Annotated in this window: 19 protein-coding genes and 1 pseudogene; 3 read left to right on the forward strand and 17 right to left on the reverse strand. The window is 67.2% G+C overall.

Annotation, left to right across the window (positions count from 1 at the left end; translation table 11 throughout):
• Positions 1-266: 266 nt before the first annotated feature.
• Complete coding sequence (locus ACRDTL_RS08595) at positions 267-503, forward strand: type II toxin-antitoxin system antitoxin MazE7 (protein WP_431506286.1); 237 nt, start codon at positions 267-269, stop codon at positions 501-503.
• A complete protein-coding gene (locus ACRDTL_RS08600) occupies positions 496-843 on the forward strand; it encodes a type II toxin-antitoxin system PemK/MazF family toxin (protein ID WP_431506287.1) in 348 nt (115 codons plus the stop codon). The genes ACRDTL_RS08595 and ACRDTL_RS08600 overlap by 8 nt, the downstream gene beginning before the upstream one ends.
• A 74-nt stretch (positions 844-917) precedes the next feature.
• Here the strand turns inward: ACRDTL_RS08600 and ACRDTL_RS08605 are convergent, their stop codons facing one another.
• The 5 genes from ACRDTL_RS08605 to ACRDTL_RS08625 all read right to left on the reverse strand — a co-directional run bounded on the left by ACRDTL_RS08605 (position 918) and on the right by ACRDTL_RS08625 (position 6,298).
• On the reverse strand, positions 918-2,204 hold the full coding sequence (locus ACRDTL_RS08605) for a fatty acid desaturase family protein (RefSeq protein ID WP_431506288.1): 1,287 nt from the start codon (positions 2,202-2,204) through the stop codon (positions 918-920).
• A gap of 83 nt (positions 2,205-2,287) precedes the next feature.
• Positions 2,288-3,424, reverse strand: coding sequence for a ferredoxin reductase (locus tag ACRDTL_RS08610; RefSeq protein ID WP_431506289.1), 1,137 nt, complete (start codon positions 3,422-3,424; stop codon positions 2,288-2,290).
• A 42-nt stretch (positions 3,425-3,466) separates the two neighbouring features.
• On the reverse strand, positions 3,467-3,967 hold the full coding sequence (locus tag ACRDTL_RS08615) for a DUF6912 family protein (protein WP_431506290.1): 501 nt from the start codon (positions 3,965-3,967) through the stop codon (positions 3,467-3,469).
• Positions 3,968-3,993: 26 nt separating this feature from the next.
• Positions 3,994-4,785, reverse strand: coding sequence for a polyphosphate kinase 2 (gene ppk2, locus ACRDTL_RS08620; protein ID WP_431506302.1), 792 nt, complete (start codon positions 4,783-4,785; stop codon positions 3,994-3,996).
• Between the two features lie 106 nt (positions 4,786-4,891).
• Positions 4,892-6,298 carry a WS/DGAT/MGAT family O-acyltransferase gene (locus tag ACRDTL_RS08625; RefSeq protein ID WP_431506291.1) on the reverse strand — a complete coding sequence of 469 codons (1,407 nt, stop codon included), beginning with the start codon at positions 6,296-6,298 and terminating at the stop codon, positions 4,892-4,894.
• Positions 6,299-6,468: 170 nt separating this feature from the next.
• On the opposite strand from ACRDTL_RS08625, the gene ACRDTL_RS08630 reads away from it, so the two are divergent.
• Positions 6,469-6,975, forward strand: a complete 507-nt coding sequence (locus ACRDTL_RS08630; RefSeq protein WP_431506303.1) for an Rv3235 family protein — start codon at positions 6,469-6,471, stop codon at positions 6,973-6,975.
• A gap of 8 nt (positions 6,976-6,983) precedes the next feature.
• Here ACRDTL_RS08630 and ACRDTL_RS08635 read toward each other — a convergent pair whose 3' ends face one another.
• From ACRDTL_RS08635 to ACRDTL_RS08690, 12 genes and pseudogenes are all read right to left on the reverse strand, one after another.
• A complete protein-coding gene (locus ACRDTL_RS08635; RefSeq protein ID WP_431506304.1) occupies positions 6,984-8,126 on the reverse strand; it encodes a cation:proton antiporter in 1,143 nt (380 codons plus the stop codon).
• A 24-nt stretch (positions 8,127-8,150) separates the two neighbouring features.
• On the reverse strand, positions 8,151-8,633 hold the full coding sequence (locus ACRDTL_RS08640; RefSeq protein WP_431506292.1) for a cation:proton antiporter regulatory subunit: 483 nt from the start codon (positions 8,631-8,633) through the stop codon (positions 8,151-8,153).
• Positions 8,634-8,637: 4 nt separating this feature from the next.
• Positions 8,638-11,481 (reverse strand): preprotein translocase subunit SecA, encoded by a 2,844-nt coding sequence (gene secA / locus ACRDTL_RS08645; protein WP_431506293.1) that lies wholly within the window; start codon positions 11,479-11,481, stop codon positions 8,638-8,640.
• Between the two features lie 70 nt (positions 11,482-11,551).
• Positions 11,552-12,238: a ribosome hibernation-promoting factor, HPF/YfiA family gene (gene hpf / locus ACRDTL_RS08650; RefSeq protein WP_431506294.1), complete on the reverse strand. Its 687-nt coding sequence runs from the start codon at positions 12,236-12,238 to the stop codon at positions 11,552-11,554.
• Between the two features lie 255 nt (positions 12,239-12,493).
• Positions 12,494-13,129 carry a ComF family protein gene (locus ACRDTL_RS08655; protein ID WP_431506295.1) on the reverse strand — a complete coding sequence of 212 codons (636 nt, stop codon included), beginning with the start codon at positions 13,127-13,129 and terminating at the stop codon, positions 12,494-12,496.
• Positions 13,130-13,168: 39 nt separating this feature from the next.
• On the reverse strand, positions 13,169-14,929 hold the full coding sequence (lpqB, locus tag ACRDTL_RS08660; RefSeq protein ID WP_431506296.1) for an MtrAB system accessory lipoprotein LpqB: 1,761 nt from the start codon (positions 14,927-14,929) through the stop codon (positions 13,169-13,171).
• Positions 14,929-16,587: an MtrAB system histidine kinase MtrB gene (gene mtrB / locus ACRDTL_RS08665; RefSeq protein WP_431506297.1), complete on the reverse strand. Its 1,659-nt coding sequence runs from the start codon at positions 16,585-16,587 to the stop codon at positions 14,929-14,931. The genes lpqB and mtrB overlap by 1 nt, the downstream gene beginning before the upstream one ends.
• Before the next feature lie 49 nt (positions 16,588-16,636).
• Positions 16,637-17,323, reverse strand: coding sequence for a two-component system response regulator MtrA (gene mtrA, locus ACRDTL_RS08670; protein WP_431506298.1), 687 nt, complete (start codon positions 17,321-17,323; stop codon positions 16,637-16,639).
• A gap of 53 nt (positions 17,324-17,376) precedes the next feature.
• A complete protein-coding gene (locus ACRDTL_RS08675) occupies positions 17,377-18,009 on the reverse strand; it encodes a dTMP kinase (protein ID WP_431506299.1) in 633 nt (210 codons plus the stop codon).
• Positions 18,010-18,071: 62 nt separating this feature from the next.
• Positions 18,072-18,239: pseudogene (locus ACRDTL_RS08680) on the reverse strand (WXG100 family type VII secretion target); the annotation flags it as partial.
• The gene (locus tag ACRDTL_RS08685; protein ID WP_431506300.1) at positions 18,226-19,872 is read right to left on the reverse strand and encodes a PPE family protein; all 1,647 of its coding nucleotides are present in this window, start codon (positions 19,870-19,872) and stop codon (positions 18,226-18,228) included. The pseudogene ACRDTL_RS08680 and the gene ACRDTL_RS08685, both read right to left, overlap by 14 nt.
• A complete protein-coding gene (locus ACRDTL_RS08690) occupies positions 19,869-20,180 on the reverse strand; it encodes a PE family protein (RefSeq protein WP_431506301.1) in 312 nt (103 codons plus the stop codon). The genes ACRDTL_RS08685 and ACRDTL_RS08690 overlap by 4 nt, the downstream gene beginning before the upstream one ends.
• Positions 20,181-20,393 lie beyond the last annotated feature (213 nt).

The following is a 20,393-nucleotide window of genomic DNA, read 5'->3' on the forward strand; positions in this document are numbered from 1 at the left end:
CGCGCAGCGGCACAGGCAGGCGCACAGCCCCTGCCCGCCCAGGCGCACGGCGCTCAATCCAAACCGGGGTTTGCCCAGCCCACACCACAACTGGCCATATGTTGCAATGACTACTTGACAATGCCCCGTTCGCGGCGTCTAACGGCGCACGCTCGGGCCGGGAAGGTTGGTGCACCAGGCTATATGGTCGATCCGGCTGGACGACGAGTTCGAAGCGGTCACCCTCGAGAGGCGCTAACTCTTGACTACACCCTATACTACATTTTATGTCTACTCCGACGACTACCATCAGGGTTCCGGTTCAGACTCGTGACCGGCTAGCCGCCCAGGCCCGCGAACGAGGTGTATCTATCGCTACACTGCTCACCGAACTGGCCACCCGTGCCGAACACGAGGCGATCTTCCGCGCCGAACGCGATGCCACCCGAGCTGAGGCGGCGCTGCAAGCCGTACGCGACGAGAACCGCGCCTGGGACACCACCGTCGGCGACGGCCTTGGCTGAACCTCAACGCGGCGACCTCTGGCTCGTCGCCCTCGGCGCCGCCCGCGCCGGCGAACCCGGCAAGCATTGCCCCGCCGTCGTCATCTCCGTCGACGACATACTCGCCGGCGTCGACGATGAACTCATCGTCGTCGTTCCGGTATCGAGCTCACTCGCCCACAATCCATTGCGGCCACACATCTCACCCAACGAAGGCGTTGACACCGAAAGCGTCGCCGTCTGCCGAGGGATCCGCGCCGTCGCTCGCTCCCGCCTACTGCAGCGAGTGGGCATCCTGGCGCCCGACACGATGCGCCGGATCGAACGCGGCCTGGCATTGATTCTGGGTATCGAAAGCTAACGCGAGCGTGCGTGTTTGTACACCGACACGCCGTTCGCGGCGTCTAACGGCGCACGCTCGCCCGGAAAGTGGAGTCAGGCCGCCCAGCCGTCGTCGCGCGTGCGGTCCGGCAGCTGGGAACGCTTGTCCCGCCGCCACTTCCGCACGGCGGCGATCGCGGTCCTCAGCCCGCGGCGACGTCCGGTCGCCGAGTCGATGCCAAGCACTCCCGGCTCGAGCCCGGCGAACATCCGCTCGCTGCGGGTCTCGGGTGCGTCATCGACGGTGTCGCGCAGGTAGCGGTCCGGCAGCGACAGCTTCGCGATGGTCCGCCACGTCTTCCCGTACTGCAGCAGGAACGAGCCGGTGGTGTAGGGCAGGTCGTACTTGTCGCAGACCTCGCGGACCCGCACCGAGATCTCGGCGAGCCGGTTGCTCGGCAGGTCGGGGTACAGGTGGTGCTCGATCTGGTGGCATAGGTTGCCGCTCATGAACCGCATCGCCGGCCCGGCGTTGAAGTTGGCGCTGCCCAGCATCTGCCGTAGGTACCACTGTCCCTTCGTCTCGCCGATCATGTCGGTCTTGGTGAATTTCTCGGCGCCATCGGGGAAATGCCCACAGAAGATCACCGCGTTCGACCACAAATTGCGCATCACGTTGGCTACCGCGTTGGCCTTCAACGTGGACGTGTAGCTCGCACCGGGCGAGAGCGCGGTCAGCGCGGGGAACGCGATGTAGTCCTTGAACACCTGGCGGCCGGCCTTGGTCAAGAACTCGTCGGCCCTTTGCCGGCCTTCCTCCTGGTCCATCCGTTTCTTGACGATCTTGCCGATCTCCACGTGCTGCAAGCCGACCCCCCATTCGAACAGGACCGCGAGCAGCGTGTTGAACACCAGGTTGAACAGGTTGAAGCGCTTCCAGGGCTGATCCCGGGTGACGCGCAGCAGGCCATAGCCGACGTCGTCGTCCATGCCGAGGATGTTGGCGTACTTGTGGTGCACGAAGTTGTGGGTGTAACGCCAGTGCTTGGACGCCCCGGTCATGTCCCACTCCCAGCTCGACGAGTGGATCTCCGGGTCGTTCATCCAGTCCCACTGGCCGTGCATGACGTTGTGGCCGATCTCCATGTTCTCGATGATCTTGGCCACGCCGAGGGTCGCGGTGCCGGCCCACCAGGCTGACCGCCGGGAGCTTGCCGCCAGCAGTACCCGGCCGGTGACCTCCAGTGCGCGCTGGGCGGCGATGGTGCGGCGGATGTAGCGGGAGTCTCGCTCGCCGCGTGAGTCCTCGATGTCCTGGCGGATGGCGTCCAGCTCAACGGCCAGGTTTTCTATGTCTGTGTCGGTGAGGTGTGCGAATACGTCGACGTCGGTGATCGCCATCGTTTTTGCCTTCCCTCGGTCTTATGGTCGCTTACCTACGCTATCGTAACCTACGAAACCGTAGGTTACCAGCGAGTAACGGCTTAGATTTCTAGTACACAATCGCCGGACGCTGCGGAAATGCAGGTCTGCACACGTGTTCCAGGTTCGTGTTCGACGCCGGTTCGCAGGTCGCGGACGTGGCCCTCGGCCAGGGGAACCACGCAGGATTGGCAGATACCCATCCGGCAGCCGAACGGCATCTGCACACCCACCCGCTCACCGGCATCCATCAGCGAGGTCGCCGCGTCGGCGGCGGCACTTTTCCCGCTTTTGGCGAAGGTGACCGTCCCGCCGGCTCCGACCGGCGCCGCTCGCGATACCGCGAACCTCTCGAGATGCAGCCGCTCGGCCGCACCGGCCGCCGACCAAACGCGTTCGGCCGCGCCCAACAGGGGTTCGGGTCCGCACGCCCATGTCTGCCGGTCCCGCCAGTCCGGCACTTCGCTGTCGAGCCGACCCAGGTCAAGCCGGCCCTGGTTGCGCGTGGTGCGCAGGCGTAGCCGGTACCCGGCGTGTTCGCGGGCCAGCTGGTCAAGCTCTGCGCCGAACATCACGTCGGCCGCGGTCGGGGCCGAATGCAGGTGGATCACGTCGGTGACCTGACCGTGGCGCACAAGCGTGCGCAGCATCGACATCACCGGGGTGATGCCCGACCCGGCGGTGATGAACAAAATGGCCGGTGGCGCCGGATTGGGCAGCACGAAGTTGCCCTGCGGTGCGGCCAAGCGCACGATCGTGCCGGGAGCGACCCCGGCGACCAGGTGGGTGGACAGGAACCCCTCGGGCATCGCCTTGACCGTGACCGTCACGGTGCGCGCGCTGGCAACCGGGCTCGATGTCAGCGAATACGACCGCCACCGCCAGCGCCCGCCGACCAGCAGCCCGATCCCGATGTACTGACCTGGCTGGTAGTCGAAGCTGAAGCCCCAGCCGGGTTTGATGACCAATGTCGCAGAGTCTTCGGTCTCGCGGCGGGCCTCCAGGATGCGCCCGCGCAATTCCCGTGCGGACCACAACGGATTGGCCAGCTGCAGATAGTCATCCGGCAGCAGCGGTGTAGTAATCCGGGCCGCCAACTTGCGCAGCACGTGCCGGCCCGGATGCCGGTAGGTGCGGAGGACGGTCGGACGTCGGGTGTCGACGACGTCAGCGGCCGGCCTCGAAATCTTCTTGCCCATTAGCAACCTACGCTACCGTAACCTACAGTCCGGTATCCACCGTTAGAGCAGGTCCAACAGGAACGGCAGCTCCTGGGTGGCATACCAGGCCAAATCGTGATCCTGCGCATCGCCGACGGTCAGTTCGGCGTCCTCATCACCAAGGTCGGCCGCATCGACAACCGCGATCGCCGCCGTGACGTCGCGCTCCGCGGCGGCGTTGTCGACGAATGCGGCGACGACGTCGTCGATCACCACCGGCGCGCCGAGCCGGACGACCGCGTCGTCGAGATCCGGGCGCAACGTCACGTCCTCGACATGGGCGACCAGCACCGCCCGCCGCGGCGGCAGGTCTAGGGCGCAGTCGCCGGCCAGCAGGCGAAGCGAAGCCAGCGCGGCATCGGCCAGCGCCACCTCGCCGAGCTCGTCGTCGTCGCCCTCCGCGTAAGCCTCCCGCAGCGCCGGCGTTACCCCGAACGCGGTGCCGTTCACCGGCCACAGCGAACCGTCGGCGACGAATTGCTGCAGCATCGCCACGGTTGCCGGGATGTAGACCCGCATCATGCGTCCCGGTTAGTCGCGAGCACCCATCAACCCCCGATCACATCAGCCACATGGTCGTCGACATAGGTGGCCAGCTCTCGGGGCGGGCGTTGGTAGTTACCGCTCACCACCGCACGCGCAGGCAGCTTGACCTTCGGCTTTGCCACGTCGCGATAATCGATCGTGGACAGCAAGTGCGCCATCATGTTCAACCGGGCGTGCTTTTTGATATCCGATTCCACGACATACCACGGGCTCGCCGGGACGTCAGTGTGCACCATCATCTCGTCCTTGGCGCGCGAATAGTCCTCCCACCGATACACCGACTCCAGGTCCATCGTGGTCAGTTTCCATTGCCGCACCGGGTCGTTGCGCCGCGCCTTGAACCGGCGCAGCTGCTCGTCGTCGGATACCGAAAACCAATACTTCCGCAACAAAATCCCGTCATCGATGAGCAGCTGCTCGAAGACCGGCGTCTGCCGCAGGAACAATGCATGCTCTTGCGGCGTGCAAAAGCCCATCACCTTCTCGACGCCGGCACGGTTGTACCACGAGCGGTCGAACAGCACGATCTCTCCCTTGGCGGGTAGCGCAGCGATGTAACGCTGGTAATACCACTGGCCCCGTTCACGATCAGTGGGCGCCGGCAGCGCTGCGATGCGGACAACGCGCGGGTTGAGGTATTCGGTGATCCGTTTGATCGTGCCGCCTTTGCCTGCCCCGTCGCGGCCTTCGAAGATCACCACGATCCGCGCGCCGGAATGCCGCACCCATTCCTGCAGCTTGACGAATTCGGTTTGCAGCCGGAACAATTCGGCTTCATAGACGGCATTGGAAATCTTGCGCCGCGGCGGCCCATCTGGTTTCTTTTCCTTCGAGACCCGCGACGCGCGGTCGGTGCTGACTTTGCTCACATCAATGGATGGTAATTGTTTTCACGCCAACTTACTGTGCTGCTTCGAGCAACTCGTCGAGCGATTCGCTCATTAGGCCCGGTAGCACGTCGACGTCGCTCATCGCCTTGCGGTCGGCGTTGATCGCGAAATACAGCATGCCGTTGTAGGACGTCACGCCCAGGGCCAGCACCTGGTTATGCAGCAGCGGGGCCACCGTGTAGGCGTCGAGCAGCTTTGCCCCGGCAACATACATCTGCGTCTGGGCGCCAGGCGCATTGGTGATCAACAGGTTGAACGATCGGGCCGAAAAGCCGGTGGCCACCCGGACACCCATCGCATGCAGCGTGGGCGGCGCGAAGCCCGAGAGCGTCAAGATGGCCTTAGCATCGACCAGGTTGTCTGCTGTCGGGTGCGATTCGGTGGCGTGCGCGATCTGGGACAGCCGCACCACGGCGTTACCCTCTCCCACCGGCAGGTCGACCAGGAACGGTGTCACCTGCCCTATCGCCTGGCCCGGATTGGAAGAGTCGAAGTGGTGATCGGGGTGGACCGGCATCGGCGCCATCGCCCGCACCGTCGCCGTCGGTTGCACCGCCTCGCCGCGGGACAGCAGCCAGTTGCGCAGCGCACCGGTGATCACCGCCAGCACTACGTCGTTGATGTCGCAGTCGTAACGTGCTCGCACAGTCCGGTAGTCCTCCAGGCGCGCGCGGCCCACCGTGAACAGCCGGTCGCGGGAGATGGGGGCATTGAGCGGGCTGCTGGGCGCGGTGCCCCGCGCCACCCTGCGTGCGACGTCGAGAACCCGCCGGCCGATGTGGATCAGTTGCTCGGAGTTGGTTGCCAGTTCGGTGACCGCGGAGCCGACCGTCTGCAACTGCGCTCCGGGCCCAGACATCCAGTCACCAATCGCGCCCGCCAGCAGCCGGGCGGTGCCGGGTTCGCGCCGCGGTACCCAGATGTCTTCAGGGAACGGCGGCGGACGCCGCGTCCGATCGACGATGACATGGGCGATCGCCAGTCCCAACACACCGTTGACCAGCGCTTGATGCGACTTGGCATAAACCGCGACGCGGTTCTTGGACAGGCCCTCGATCAGGTACATCTCCCACAGCGGCCGACCCTTGTCCAGTGGCTGCCCGGCCAGCCGGGCGATCAGCTCGTGCAGTTGTTTGTCGCTGCCAGGCGACGGCAGCGCCGACCGCCGGACGTGGTAGGTGATGTCGAAGTCGCAGTCATCGATCCACACCGGCCTAGCCAGGCCCATGCTCACTTCGCGGACCTTCTGCCGGTACCGCGGTGTCTGTGGTAACCGCTGCTCGACGGTGGCCAGCAGCGTCTCGTACCTCAACCCGGCGCGTGGGCGACGCAGGATCAACAGCGAGCCGACAGACATCGGGGTGGCGGTGTTCTCCAACCGATAGAAGGACGCGTCCGATGTGGATAACCGCGTCACGTCGCCTCTCCCTGTTTAATCCCTTGGCAATTCGCCGACCTGTCGACCGGTACTGCCGCTCACGGTAACCGCCGCGCAGGAGGTTGTGCAGCGCGGGTACACGAACGCGATGCTTGTGCGATGATCGTCAAGTCGTCTGCCACTCTCCAGCGGATCGTCGCACGACATTACTGGAGGGTGCCCTGTTGACCGTCAGACCCGTTATCGACTACGAACCCCCGGCCCGCGACGTCCGGCAGTGCCGATCGCTCTCGACAACAGCGTTGCGACAACCCAATGCCCAGCGGCCGCACAAACTTTCAGGCCGGCAGTCTGCGCCAAGCATGTCCGCGCCGATGCGGCAGGCGGCAATCTTCGCCGACGCGGCGCTGCGCCGGGTGCTGGAAGTCATCGACCGCCGCCGCCCGGTGGCACAGTTACAGGGCCTGCTCGCCGCCGGGCTGGTCGACTCGGTGCTCGTCGTCAACCGGATCACGGCCGGTCGGCTCGCGGCCGACGACGGCGCGGCAGCGGTGTTGCGGCGGCTGCGATTGCAATCAGTCGGCCGGCACGACCGCCTCGTCGCGGCCGAGGTGTTCGGAACCTACCAGCGGGGACGCCGCGTGCACGCCATCGCCTGCCGCATCGAGCAAGCGACCCAGAACCGATGGCAGGTGGTTGCGCTGCACATTGGCTGATGCCGCGGCTACGCGGCGGCGGCAGTGCGGGCGGCAGCCGGCAGGGGGCCGCCGGCGAAGCGGGTCACCAGCGGACCGACGATCGCCACCACGAACACGTACGACATCGCCAGCGCGGCCACCCCGTGGATCGATGAACCGACCAGGCCGATGATGATCAGCGAAAACTCACCCCTGGCGATCAGCACGGTGCCGGCACGCAACTGCCCGCGCCGCGCCACCCCGTCGCGCCTGGCCGCGTAGATCCCGGTGGCCACCTTCGTCGCCGCGCTGATCGCAGCCAACACCAGCGCCACCGGAAGCATCGGCAGCAGGTGCCCGGGATCAACCGACAGTCCCACGGCGAGAAAGAAGATCGCGGCGAAGAGGTCGCGCAGGGGGCCCAGCACTTTGCGGGCCCGATCGGCAGTGTCACCGGTCAGGGTCAGACCGACCAGGAACGCACCCACCGCCGCCGACGCGTGCACGGATTCGGCCACCGCCGCCACGATCAGCGTGATTCCCAGCACCCGCAGCAGCAACTGTTCGGAATCCGGGTGGGTGACCAGCCGGCCGACATGGTGACCCCAGCGATACGACGCGGCGAACGCGGCCGCCAGGGCGGCCACCGCGGCCGCCATGCCGGCGACCGCGTGCAGCCAGCTGCCGCCCGAGGCCAGCACCGCGAACAACGGCAGATAGGCCGCCATCGCGAAATCCTCGAGCACCAGCACCGACAGCACGGACGGGGTTTCGCGGTTACCGACCCGGTGCAGATCCTCCAGTAGCCGGGCGATCACACCCGACGACGAGACGTAAGTGACACCGGCCAGCGCCAGGATGCCGACACCGTCGAACCCCAGCAGCCAGCCGACCAGCGCTCCGGGTAGCGCGTTGAGCACGACGTCGACCGCCGCCGACGGCACGTGGCGGCGCAGGCTGCTGGCAAACTCACCGGCCGAGAACTCCAGACCCAACGTGAGCAACAGCAGCACGATCCCGATCGGCGCACCGGTGGTGATGAATTGTCCGGCCGCGGCCACCGAAGTGATGCCGCCGTTGCCCAAAAACAGGCCGGCCACCAGATACACCGGGATGGGCGACAATGCGAACCGGCGCGCGACCGCGCCCAGTACCGCAAGCACGGTGAGGAGCACACCGAGCTGCAGCATCGGCGCCACCGCGATTTGCACGGCTCAGCCCTTGGCGACGAGCTGCTCGACCCCGGCGATACCTTCCTCGGTGCCGATCACCACCAGAACATCTCGGGCCCGCAGGATTTCGGCTGGGCCGGGCGAGGCGAGCACCACGTCGTTGCGGACAATCGCCACGATCGAGGCACCGGTGCGGGTTCGGGCCTGGGTGTCGCCGAGTGGGTGATCCACGAACTGGCTGCCCGGCGGGATGTGCACCTGGCCGGCATCCAGCCCGGGCACTTCGCGGGTGAGCTCGGTGAACCGTTCGGCGATCCGTGGCGCACCCAGGATCTGGGCGACCGCGTCGGCCTCCTCGTCGGTGAGACGGAAGCACGGCCGGGCCTGGTCGGGGTCCTCGCGGGTGTACAGGACGATCTCGAAGTCGCCGCTGCGCCGCGCCACGATGCCGATCCGGTCGCCGTCGTGGCTGGTGAATTCGTATCGCAGCCCGATGCTGGGCAGCAACACCTCTTTGACGTCCATGCTGCTAACGCCGTTTGGTCGATTTCGTGCGTTTGCCGCCCCGGCTCTGCCGGCGCGCGGCCTCCCGCCGTTCACGTCGACTGGCCCCGCCCGGTGCGGGCGCTGCACCGTCGCCGTTGCGCTGCAGCTGCGCCGAACCGTCCTCGGCCGGCCCGGAATACGTCAGCGCAGGCGCCTCGTTCTCGATTCCCTTGGCGCGCAGGGAACTCGGCGCGGGCTGCTGTCCCTCGACGGGTGCGCCTGCGGCGACCCGCTGCTGGGCGGTGGCCGCCGCGGCGGTGGCGAACTCCCCCAGGTCCTCGGGTTCGGCAACCGGGGCCGCAGTGTCGGCGCCGGGGGCCGGTACCGCCTCCACCGCAACGTTGAACAAGAAGCCAACCGACTCTTCCTTGAGGCCGTCGAGCATGCCCATGAACATGTCGTAGCCCTCCCGCTGGTATTCGACCAGCGGATCGCGCTGTGCCATCGCGCGCAAACCGATGCCCTCCTTGAGGTAGTCCATCTCATAGAGGTGCTCGCGCCACTTACGGTCGATGACGTTGAGGAGCACGTTGCGTTCCAGCTGGCGCATCGCGCCGTCACCGGCGAGCGCTTCGAGCTCGCCCTCGCGCACTGCATAGGCGCGTTCTGCGTCTTTGATCAACGCATCGAGCAGCTCCTCGCCGGTCAGCTCGCCGGGCTCGCCGACCGCATCGGGATCGAACAGATCCTTGTGGTCGATCCCGAGCGGATACAGCGTCTTGAGCGCCTCCCAGAGCTTGTCCAGATCCCAGTCTTCGGCGTAGCCCTCGGCGGTCGCACCGTTGACGTAGGCGATGAGCACGTCGTGAACCATGTCCAGTGCCTGCTGCTTGAGGTTCTCGCCCTCCAGCAGGCGGCGACGCTCGGCGTAGATGACCTTGCGCTGCTGGTTCATCACCTCGTCGTACTTGAGGACGTTCTTGCGGACCTCGAAGTTCTGCTGCTCGACCTGGCTCTGCGCGCTCTTGATCGCCCGAGTCACCATCTTGGCCTCGATCGGCACGTCATCGGGCAGATTGAGCCGGGTCAGCAACGATTCCAGCGCCGCGCCATTGAAGCGGCGCATGAGTTCGTCGCCCAGTGACAGGTAGAAGCGGGACTCGCCCGGGTCGCCCTGGCGGCCGGAGCGGCCGCGCAGCTGGTTGTCGATGCGCCGGGCCTCGTGCCGCTCGGTGCCCAGCACGTAGAGCCCGCCGGCATCGATCACTTCCTTGGCCTCGGCGGCCGCCTCGGCTTTGACGTGCGGCAGCTCCTGGTGCCAGGCGGCCTCGTACTCGTCGGGCGTCTCCACCGGGTCCAGGCCGCCCCCGCGCAGCCGCGTGTCGGCGAGGAAGTCGACGTTGCCGCCCAGCACGATGTCGGTGCCGCGTCCGGCCATGTTGGTGGCCACGGTGATCGCGCCGCGCCGGCCCGCCTCGGCGATGATGCCGGCCTCCTGCTCGTGGTATTTGGCGTTGAGCACGTTGTGCGGAATGCGCCGCTTCTGGAATTGGCGGGCCAAATACTCCGAGCGCTCCACGCTGGTGGTACCGATCAGCACCGGCTGGCCCTTTTCGTAGCGCTCGGCGACGTCGTCGACGACCGCGATGTACTTGGCTTCCTCGGTCTTGTAGATGAGGTCGGAGCAGTCGGCGCGGATCATCGGCATGTTGGTCGGGATGCTCACCACGCCGAGCTTGTAGATCTCGTGCAGCTCGGCGGCCTCGGTCTGGGCGGTGCCGGTCATGCCGGCCAGCTTGTCGTACAGCCGGAAGTAGTTCTGCAGCGTGATGGTGGCCAACGTCTGGTTCTCGGCCTTGATCTCGACGTGCTCCTTGGCCTCGATGGCCTGGTGCATGCCCTCGTTGTAGCGGCGGCCGATCAGCACCCGGCCGGTGAACTCGTCGACGATCAGCACTTCGCCGTCGCGGACGATGTAGTCCTTATCGCGCTGGAACAGTTCTTTGGCCTTGATCGCGTTGTTGAGGTAGCTGACCAGCGGCGAGTTGGCGGCCTCGTAGAGGTTGTCGATACCGAGCTGGTCTTCGACGAACTCCACCCCCAGCTCGTGCACGCCGACGGTGCGCTTGCGCAGGTCGACCTCGTAGTGGGTGTCCTTTGCCATCAGCGGCGCCAGCCGGGCGAATTCGGTGTACCAGTTCGAGCCGCCGTCGGCGGGCCCGGAGATGATCAGCGGGGTGCGGGCCTCGTCGATCAGAATCGAGTCGACCTCGTCGACGATGGCGTAGCTGTGGCCGCGCTGCACACAGTCGTCCAGCGAATGGGCCATGTTGTCGCGCAGATAGTCGAAGCCGAACTCGTTGTTGGTCCCGTAGGTGATGTCGGCGCCGTAGGCGACGCGCCGCTCGTCGGGCAACATCTGCGCGAGAATCACGCCGACGTCCAGGCCCAGGAACCGGTGCACCCGTCCCATCCACTCGCTGTCGCGTTTGGCCAGGTAGTCGTTGACGGTGACGATGTGCACACCCTTGCCGCCGATACCGTTGAGGTAGGCCGGCAGCACCGAAGTCAGGGTCTTGCCCTCACCGGTCTTCATCTCGGCGACGTTGCCGTGGTACAGCGCCGCCGCACCCATCACCTGCACGTCGAACGGACGCTGGTCGAGCACCCGCCAGGCCGCCTCCCGGGCGACCGCGAACGCTTCAGGTAGCAGGTCGTCGAGGTCTTCTCCCCCGGCGTGCCGCTTCTTGAATTCGTCGGTCTTGGCCCGCAGCTCGGCGTCGGTCAGCGACGCGACGTCGTCGGACAGGGTATTGACGTAGTCGGCCACTCGCCTGAGGCGTTTGACCATGCGACCTTCACCAAGTCGCAGCAACTTCGACAGCACGGTTATCCCTTGGGATCGGAATCTTGGGCGTTGCCCATCCTAGGTGACGAGCCGGCGTTAGCCGTTCTCCTCAGGCCAGCCGGATCAGGCCGTAGTGATAGGCGTGCCGACGGTAGACTACCGACGGCCGGTCGGTCTGCTGGTCGTGGAACAGGAAGAAGTCGTGGCCCACCAGCTCCATCTCGTAAAGCGCATCGTCCACCGACATCGGCTTGGCCGGGTGCTCCTTGACGCGGACGATCCGGCCCGGCTCGTGGTGGCCGTCGACGCCGTCGTGGTCCGGCGCCGCGGTCTGCGCGGCGTTGGGCTGTTCTGGCGGGGGAACTGCCGCGGTGGCAGCGGCCAGTGAAACCGGGGTCTTATCGCCGTAGTGGACTTTGCGGCGGTCCTTGACGCGACGCAGCCGGTTCTCCAGCTTGGCGACCGCGGACTCGAAGGCCGCGTAGAAGCTGTTGGCGCATCCCTCGCCGCGGACCACCGGGCCCCGGCCGCGGGCGGTGATCTCCACGTGCTGACAGGACTTGCGCTGGCGCCGGTTGCGTTCGTGATCGAGTTCGACGTCGAACAGATAGATGGTCCGGTCGAACCGCTCTAAGCGGGCGAGTTTCTGCGAGACGTAGATCCGGTAGTGGTCGGGGATCTCGACGTTGCGGCCCTTGACGACGACCTCGGCTTGCGGCGTCGGTTCGGCCTGCTCGCCGGTGTCGACCCGGGGTTGTTCCAGAAGCGGTCCGAAATCCACGGTTTGCCTTGACATACTTGCCAACTCGTTTCTCTCGCGTCGCACGCGGGGGGCGTGCCCTTCAGATGAACGCGCCGACGGGGGTAGTGCTGCCGTGGCCGCCCGCCGGTGCAAGGTGTCGAGAACTCACCCCCTACCGTTGTCGGTGACTGGCGCTTCGATCTGCTGAGAAGCGCTGCCGTGAGGCGTTCACGGGTGCTTGATCCCGACGGTAGCCGTGGCCTGGGGGATGTGCCAGTACTTTCGTGTTTCGAGTTCTTCACCAACGCCTCAGGCGGCCGCCACCGCGAGCACGGCGGCCACCCGCGCCCCTGCGGCGTGCAGGATGCGAACCGACTCCCGCGCGGTCGCTCCGGTGGTGACGATGTCGTCGACCAGCAGTATTTCCCGGCGGGCCGGCGGCGGCTTGGTCAGCAGGACCCGGCCGGCGATGTTTCGCTCCCGCTCGGTGCTGCCCAGGCCGGCCGAGTCGTGGGCCAGCGCGTTCATTCGCAATGCCGCGACGACGGCGATGCCGGGGTGGTTCTCTACCGCCGCGGTTGCCATCCGGGTAACCGGATCCCCGCCGCGTCGCCGGGCCGCCGCGCGGCGGGTCGGTGCCGGGACGATCGTCAGCGGCACGTCGAGCAGACCCCAGGTGATCAGGCGGTGGATGCCCAGCGCCAGCGCGTACGCCAGTGGTCTTATCAGGTCGGCGCGGCCGCGGTCCTTCATCGCCACGATCGCGTTCCGCCGCGCGCCGGCGTAGCGGCCGAGCGCGAAAACCGGCACCTGCGGGTCGACGCGCGGCGTTATGACGCGGGGGGCGCCGGGCGCCACCTTCAGTTCTTGCGCGCAGGCGTTACACCAGCGGGTCGACGGAGCGCCGCAGCCGCCGCATTCCAGCGGGAGGACGAGGTCGAGCATGGGTGCAGTGTGGCGGTGCGGGGTGACATGTTCCGCGCCTCACCCCGGCAGCACAGGCACAGCCCCGGGCACCATGAACCCCGGCACGTCCAACCAGCCGTGCGGCCCTTCGGCACCCGAACCCGATAGCTGCAAGACCCCGCGCGGGTCGGCGACATACACCGTCGAGGGGTTGGCGGCGACCGTCGACACCGGTTGCCGCAGGTTGCCGCTCGGCGCATCGGAGTTAACCCCGTCGATGTTCACATACGACACCGGATGCTGGGCGTCGGTGCGGCTCACCACGATGTCGTCGCCGGTGCGCCACGACAACGACACCACCGACGAGCCCAGCCCGAATCCCAGTCGCCGCGGATATGTCAGCGCGAATTGGCCGGCCTGCGTCTGCTCGACGCAGGTGAGGATCACCTGCCCCTCGATGACCATCGCCGCCCGGGTGCCGTCCCGGGACAACTGCAACTCGGTGATCGCGCCCGGGAATCGGCTGGACACCGCGGCCGAATCCACCGGAAGACGCGCCGACTGGCCGGACGCCGTTTCCTGCATGGCCCGTAGCACGTTGTTGCCATCGGCCACCACCCACACCGCCTCGTCCAGCGCCCAGCTCGGCCGCGACAGGTTGTGCCCGTCAGCGGCTTCCACCGCCTCGCCGCCTACATCGCCGATCCACAGCGACGCCGCCATATCCGGCGCGCCCGGCCGCAGCGTCACCACCGAGGCCACCTGATGCCCACTGCGGGACAGTGCGGCGCCGGTTTGATCCGGCGTCCGGCCGAACGCCCCTGCCACCGGTACGGAGCGCTGCCCGTCCAGGGCTACCAGCGCCCCGCCCACCAGGGCGTGCACGCCGGCGGCAACGCCATCGGCCGCACCGGGATCGGTGGCGGCAACGTCGGTGGCCTTCCACCCCTCGGCAAACCGGTCGTCGAGCGCGGCTCCGTCGGCGTTGATCACATAAGGTCCCTTGATGTCGGCCCTGGCCAACGTCCAAATGAGCTGCGCGGCAAGCAGTTGCCTGCTGTGCGGATCGGCGACGGTGAGCCTCTCCAGATCGATCCGCGCCCCGCCGTACCCCCGGCCGACGCCGCTTTTGCCGCCGTCGGCCCGCGTTACCGGTCCGCGCAGCCGCACCGGCGGGGCGAGCATATTGTGCACGCTCTTGGACATCTCCGGACGCGGCCCGGCGATCAGCTTGGAAACCAGTTCGGTGGCCAACTGGTCGGGATCAGACACCGCCACGTAGCGCGGGTCGGGAACGACCGTCCTGCCGGTCGGGTCGGCGAAATAGAGCGTGTTGCGTTTGTAGGTGGCCTGGAATTGCTGCCAGTCCAGAAACACCCCGTTGGGCAGACGGTCGATGCGCCAGCCGCCCGGCGTCTTGACCAACTCGATAGGGCCGGGATCGGGCAACACCCCCTCGGCCGTCTCGAACACCCCCATATCGGACAACGACCCCAAAATGTCTGCCCGCATGGCGACCGAAACCCGGTCGGTGCTACGGGTTTCGACGAACACGACGTGGTCGATCAGCAACGCGCTGCCGGCATCGTCCCACGCGTCGGATGCTTTCTGGGTGAGGAACTGCCGTGCGGCCAGATGCCGGTTGGCCGGATCAGCTGTGGCCTTGAGGAATTCGCGCAGCAGCAGATCGGGGTCCATGCCCGGCGTCGGCTTGGGCAGATTCGACGGCGCGGGCCGCGCGACGGTGCCGATGGCCTGCGGCGCCGACGAGCTGGGCACTCCGGCGCAACCCGCAACCAGTACCACCGCGCCGACCAGCACGGCGACCAGCGGCCGCATCACCCGCTCCTCTCGGCGGGCTCACGGGCCCGGAGCTGACGCTCCTTGCGTTCCGAGGCAATCGGTTTCATCGGCAACGGGCTGGTGGTCACCTTGTGCCCGCGCACCAGTGGAAGCGTCAGCCGGAAGCAGGAACCCTTACCGGGTTCGCCCCAGGCCTCCAGCCGGCCTTGATGCAGGCGCGCGTCCTCGACGCTGATCGCCAAACCCAGCCCGGTCCCGCCCGACCGGCGCACCCGCGACGGGTCTGCCCGCCAGAACCGGCTGAACACCAGCTTCTCCTCGCCTGGTCGCAACCCCACGCCGTAATCGCGCACAGTGACCGCGACGGTGTCCTCGTCGGTGGCCATCCGGATCCGCACCGGCCGGTGCTCGGCGTGGTCGATGGCATTGGCGATCAGATTGCGCAGGATTCGCTCGACCCGACGTGCGTCGACTTCGGCGATCACCTCGCCGCCAGGCATGTCGACAATCAGCTTGACGCCGGAGTCTTCGGCCAGGTGGCCCACATTGCCCAGCGCGCTGTTGACCGTCGACCGCAGATCGACCGCCTCGACCGACAGTTCAGCCACGCCGGCGTCGTGCCGGGAGATCTCCAGCAGGTCGCTGAGCAGCAGCTCGAACCTGTCCAGCTCGCTGACCAACAGTTCGGTGGACCGCCGCAGCGCCGGGTCGAGGTCCGCGCTGTGGTCGTAGATCAGGTCGGCGGCCATCCGCACCGTGGTCAGCGGGGTGCGCAGTTCGTGACTGACGTCGGAGGTGAACCGCCGTTGCAGGTTGCCGAACTCCTCGAGCTGAGTGATCTGCCGGGACAGGCTCTCCGCCATGTCGTTGAACGACACCGCCAGCCGGGCCATGTCGTCTTCGCCGCGCACCGGCATCCGCTCGGTCAGGCGCCCCTCGGCGAACCGCTCGGCGGTGCGTGCCGCCGTCCGCACCGGCCCCACCACCTGTCGCGAGACCAGCAGCGCGATGCCGGCCAGCAGAACCAGCAGCACCAGGCCGCCGGTTGCCATGGTGCCGCGGACCAGCGAGATCGTGCTCTGCTCGTTGCCCAGCGGGAAGATCAGGTACAGCTCGAGGTTGGCCACCCGCGACGTCGTCGGCGTGCCGATCACCAGCGCCGGCCCGGAAAAACCCTCGGTGTGCACGGTCGCGTACTGGTAGGCGACCTGCCCCGCCTTGACGAAATCGCGCAGCGAGTCCGGCAGCTGCCCGACCGGTCCGGCAGCGGCGGCTGGTCGGGGACCATAGCCGGGCACCACCAGCACCGCGTCGAACGGTCCGGCCATCCCGGCGCCGGAGGTCGGATCGGTTTTCGACGTCAAGGTGTTGCGGGCCAGCTGCAGGCTGCTGTCCAACGAACGCGCCTCTTCACCGCTGACGATCCCGCTGACCGTGGCGCGTGCCCGCTCGATCTGCTCGGTGGCGGCGCGGACTTTGACGTCGAGCACCCGATCGGTGACCTGGCTGGTCAGCACGAAGCCGAGCGCCATGATCACGGCGAGAGACATGCCGAGAGTCAGCGCTACCACCCGCAACTGCAACGAGCGGCGCCAGGCAACGGCCACAGCGCGACTCAACGCACTCACACCCCGCATCAGCGGGCCTGAACGCCCCCAGCGACCCCGAATGCGTCGCCGCGAGCCCAAGATCATTCGCGCCGCTCCTCCTCATCGCGACGCTCTGCATCGTCGCGGGCGCGGATCACGGGGGTCCGGCCTTGTAACCCACTCCTCGAACGGTCAGTACAACGGTCGGGTTCTCCGGATCTTTTTCGACCTTCGCGCGTAGCCGCTGGACGTGCACGTTAACCAAGCGGGTGTCCGCCGGGTGACGGTAGCCCCACACCTGTTCGAGCAGCACATCACGAGTAAACACCTGGCGCGGTTTGCGTGCCAGCGCCACCAGCAGGTCGAATTCCAGCGGCGTCAACGAGATCTGCTCGCCGTTGCGAGTGACCTTGTGCGCAGGAACGTCGATGTCGACATCGGCGATCGACAGCATCTCGGCGGGCTCGTCGTCATTGCGCCGCAGCCGTGCCCGCACCCGAGCGACCAGCTCCTTGGGTTTGAACGGCTTCATGATGTAGTCGTCGGCGCCTGACTCCAGGCCAAGCACCACGTCGATGGTGTCGGTCTTGGCGGTGAGCATGACGATCGGCACGCCGGAGTCCGCGCGCAGCACCCGGCACACGTCGATGCCGTTCATGCCGGGCAGCCTCAGGGCCAGCAGCACCAGGTCGGGGCGCAGTTCGCGCACAGCGGTGAGTGCCTGGGTGCCGTCACCGACGACCGCGGTGTCGAATCCCTCCCCGCGCAGCACGATGGTGAGCATCTCGGCGAGCGACGCGTCGTCGTCGACGACCAGAATCCTTTGCCTCATGGTGTCCATGGTGTCACTTGATGGCGACAAAACTCAGCTACCACACCCGCGTTTCTTGGTGTTCAGCCACTCAGTAGCGTGGCGGCCAGCTCGCGCGCGTCGACGTCCTCGTCGACCACCAGCCATCTCCCACCCCAGCCGGCGGCGGCCAGGCCCGCATACACCGCGCCGGTTCGCTCCTGCAGCTCGTCGTCCCGCTCGTAGGCGTCCCGCGCCCGACCGGCAACACGTCGGGCCCGATCGCGGGCACGCTGTCCGGCGAGCTCAGCCGAAACTCCGAGCAGCACTTGCCAATCCGGTACCGGCAGCCTCAACCGCCGGTATTCGATTTGCTCCACCCAGGCCACCACCTCGCCGTCGGCATCCTGGTGTAGGCGCGCCGCGCTGTAGGCGGCGTTGGACGCCACGTAGCGATCCAGGATCACCACGTCGTGGTCGGAACACAGCCCGCGGATCTGCTCGACGGCCCCGGCGCGGTCCAGCGCGAACAAGATTGCCATCGCATGCACCGACGACGCGAGATCCCCGTGCTGGCCGTGCAGCGCCTCGGCTGCGACATCGGCGGCCACCGATTGGCCGTAACGCGGGAACGCGCACGTAGCCACCGATTTCCGGGCGGCCTCGAAAGCCGTACGCAGGGCTTCCGTCAGGGTGCGCTTGCCGGCACCGTCGACGCCTTCGATTGCGATCAGCACGGCGAGAGCCTATCGCCGCCGCCCCTCAACTATCTGGGCGCAGTGCCGGGTGTCAGCGCAGGTTAGCCGCCCCATTTGGCGGCTTCGGCTTGGTCGCGGGCCCGCATCGACACCGTGTTGGCCTGATGGGTGCCCGCCATCGCGTGATAGGCCCGCACCAGATCGCTCATCGCCTGATTCCACTGCGTCTGCCAGGCCTGATAGGTCATCCCGGTATCACCCTTCGTCGCGTTCCCAGCTGCCCGGCACCATCGGCATCGCCGGGCCACCACCGAACTCATCGCCGGCCAGCGTGGTCAAACCCGCCGCCGCGGCCGCCGCGTCCTGTCGTACGGTGCCGGCAAACCCCATCGATCCAGCACCCCGGTCCGACGCGCTCACTGGGCCGATCCCGCCGTCGTCATCGCCCGGCTCCGAGTCCAAATCCATGTACTCATAGCCGCGGCCCAGCTCTGTGACCTTCGCGCGACGACGGGCCCGTGCTTGCTCGCGGACGGAAGCAGTCTTTGCCGCCGCGGCGCCAGGGTTGTCCACCGGCGACTCCTGCCCCTGAGCGCGCGACCGGCGACTGGCAGCTCTCTGCGCCGACAACCCGAATGCGGCCACGGCGTAGGACACGTCGGACATCCCCGCGCCGGCTCCGAGCGCATCGGTGGCGGTCGGACCGAAACCAACTCCGGGACCACCCCCGGCCGGCCCGGCGCCAGTTGTTGTGGCAGGGCTCGGCGCCGGAGCACTCGATGTGGTCGGGGCATTGGTCACACCGGTGTGGATACCGGTCGCCGTTGACGGCGCCGGCGCGGAGCCCATCGGTACGGGACTGGCTGCGGCCGCCGGCATGTCCGCTACCGGAGGGACCGCGAGGGCGGAGGCCGCGGCCACCCCGGCCGCCACCCCCGCCGCGCCGCCGATTGTTGCGGCGCCCACCGCGGGAATAACGGCCATCAATAATGCGGGGGCCGCCTGCACGAGAGGCCAAACAAGCATCAAAGAATGAAAGATAAACCAGCCCAGAGCCGTAGCGAGCACTGGGGACATTCCGGGGATTTGCATCAGCACAGAGCTGATGCCATTGACAAATGGGACCGCGGGAATAGGCCATCCATTGGGGTAGAGCATCTTGCCAAGAGGCCAAAGAACATTCTGGGTGTAGTCGGACAGCCAGCTCGCGAGCTGGTCTTGCCACGACGAGCCGGTGGTGGCCGCCGTTGTTGCTTGCTGTTGGGTAGCAGAGGCATCCGCGTTGTTGAGGTGCGCGCCGGTCTGTGCCGCCGGGGCCACCGCGGCCGATTGTGTTGCCGCCGCTGCAGTGCCGGCCTCACCACCCGGTACGACGATCTGCGGCGCGGGCATGCTCGGCGGGACGGCCGCGAGAGCGGATCCGGCGACCACCTGATAGGTACTCATCGTTCCGGCGGCCTGCACCCACATCCGCGCGTAGTCGGCTTCATTCACTGCGATCGGGATGGTGTTGATACCGAAGAAGTTCGTGGCCACCAAGGCCGCGTGGATGGCGTGGTTCGCGGCGAGCTCCGGTAGCGTCGGCATGGTTGCCAGCGCGGCAGTGTAGGCACCGGCAGCCGTTTCGTGCAGGGCTGCGGCGACGGTACTTTTTTCGGCGCTCTCGGACAGCCAGCTCAGATACGGGCCATGCGCGGCCACATACCGTTCGGCGCTGGGGCCCTCCCACACTGCCTGCGCACCGGCCAATACGGCGCTGAGTTCGCCCGCCGCCGAAGCGTATTCCGCGCTCAACGAGGACCATGCCGCAGCGGCTGCCAGCAACGACGCTGGCCCCGGACCGCTGCTCAACAAGGCCGAGTGCACCTCCGGCGGCAGGGCCATCCAGACTGGCGCCGTCATAGCCCGCCGGCGATCAGATAGGACGATGCCGCCGCAACGTCACCGGTGGCGTAGCCGGCAGCCGACTCTGCAATTCCGACACCGGACCGGCCCAACTCCGCCACACCCTGAGCGCCCACAACCGCATGCTCACCGCCGCGGGCGCTGAATCCGACCGCCGTCTGCAGCGAGACCGGATCAACGGCGGCCGGCACCACTGCCGAAATCAGCGGGGCCGCACCAGCTTCAGCGGCAGCAAGCCGTGCGGTCAACGCTTCAACAGCAGCGCTGGTCGCGGTGAGGCCTTCGGGAAGAACTCGCAGGGACACCAATAGCCCTCCCGGAAATCTCGCGTGGCTTACCTACAGTGGTCGGCGCGCGGCGCGGTTTGGTTCCCGCCACATCGGCTTTGTGTGGCGCTCCACGGGTTTTCGTGGGCGCCTTTGTGCTGTTCAGGGATGTTTTTTGTTGCGGGAGAGGGTTGTCGGCGTTTCGCGGGTGAATTGAGGGACGCGCACGGGGTGTGGCTCTAGGTTTCGGGG

This window comes from Mycobacterium sp. (assembly GCF_050700595.1).
Classification (GTDB): Bacteria; Actinomycetota; Actinomycetes; order Mycobacteriales; family Mycobacteriaceae; genus Mycobacterium.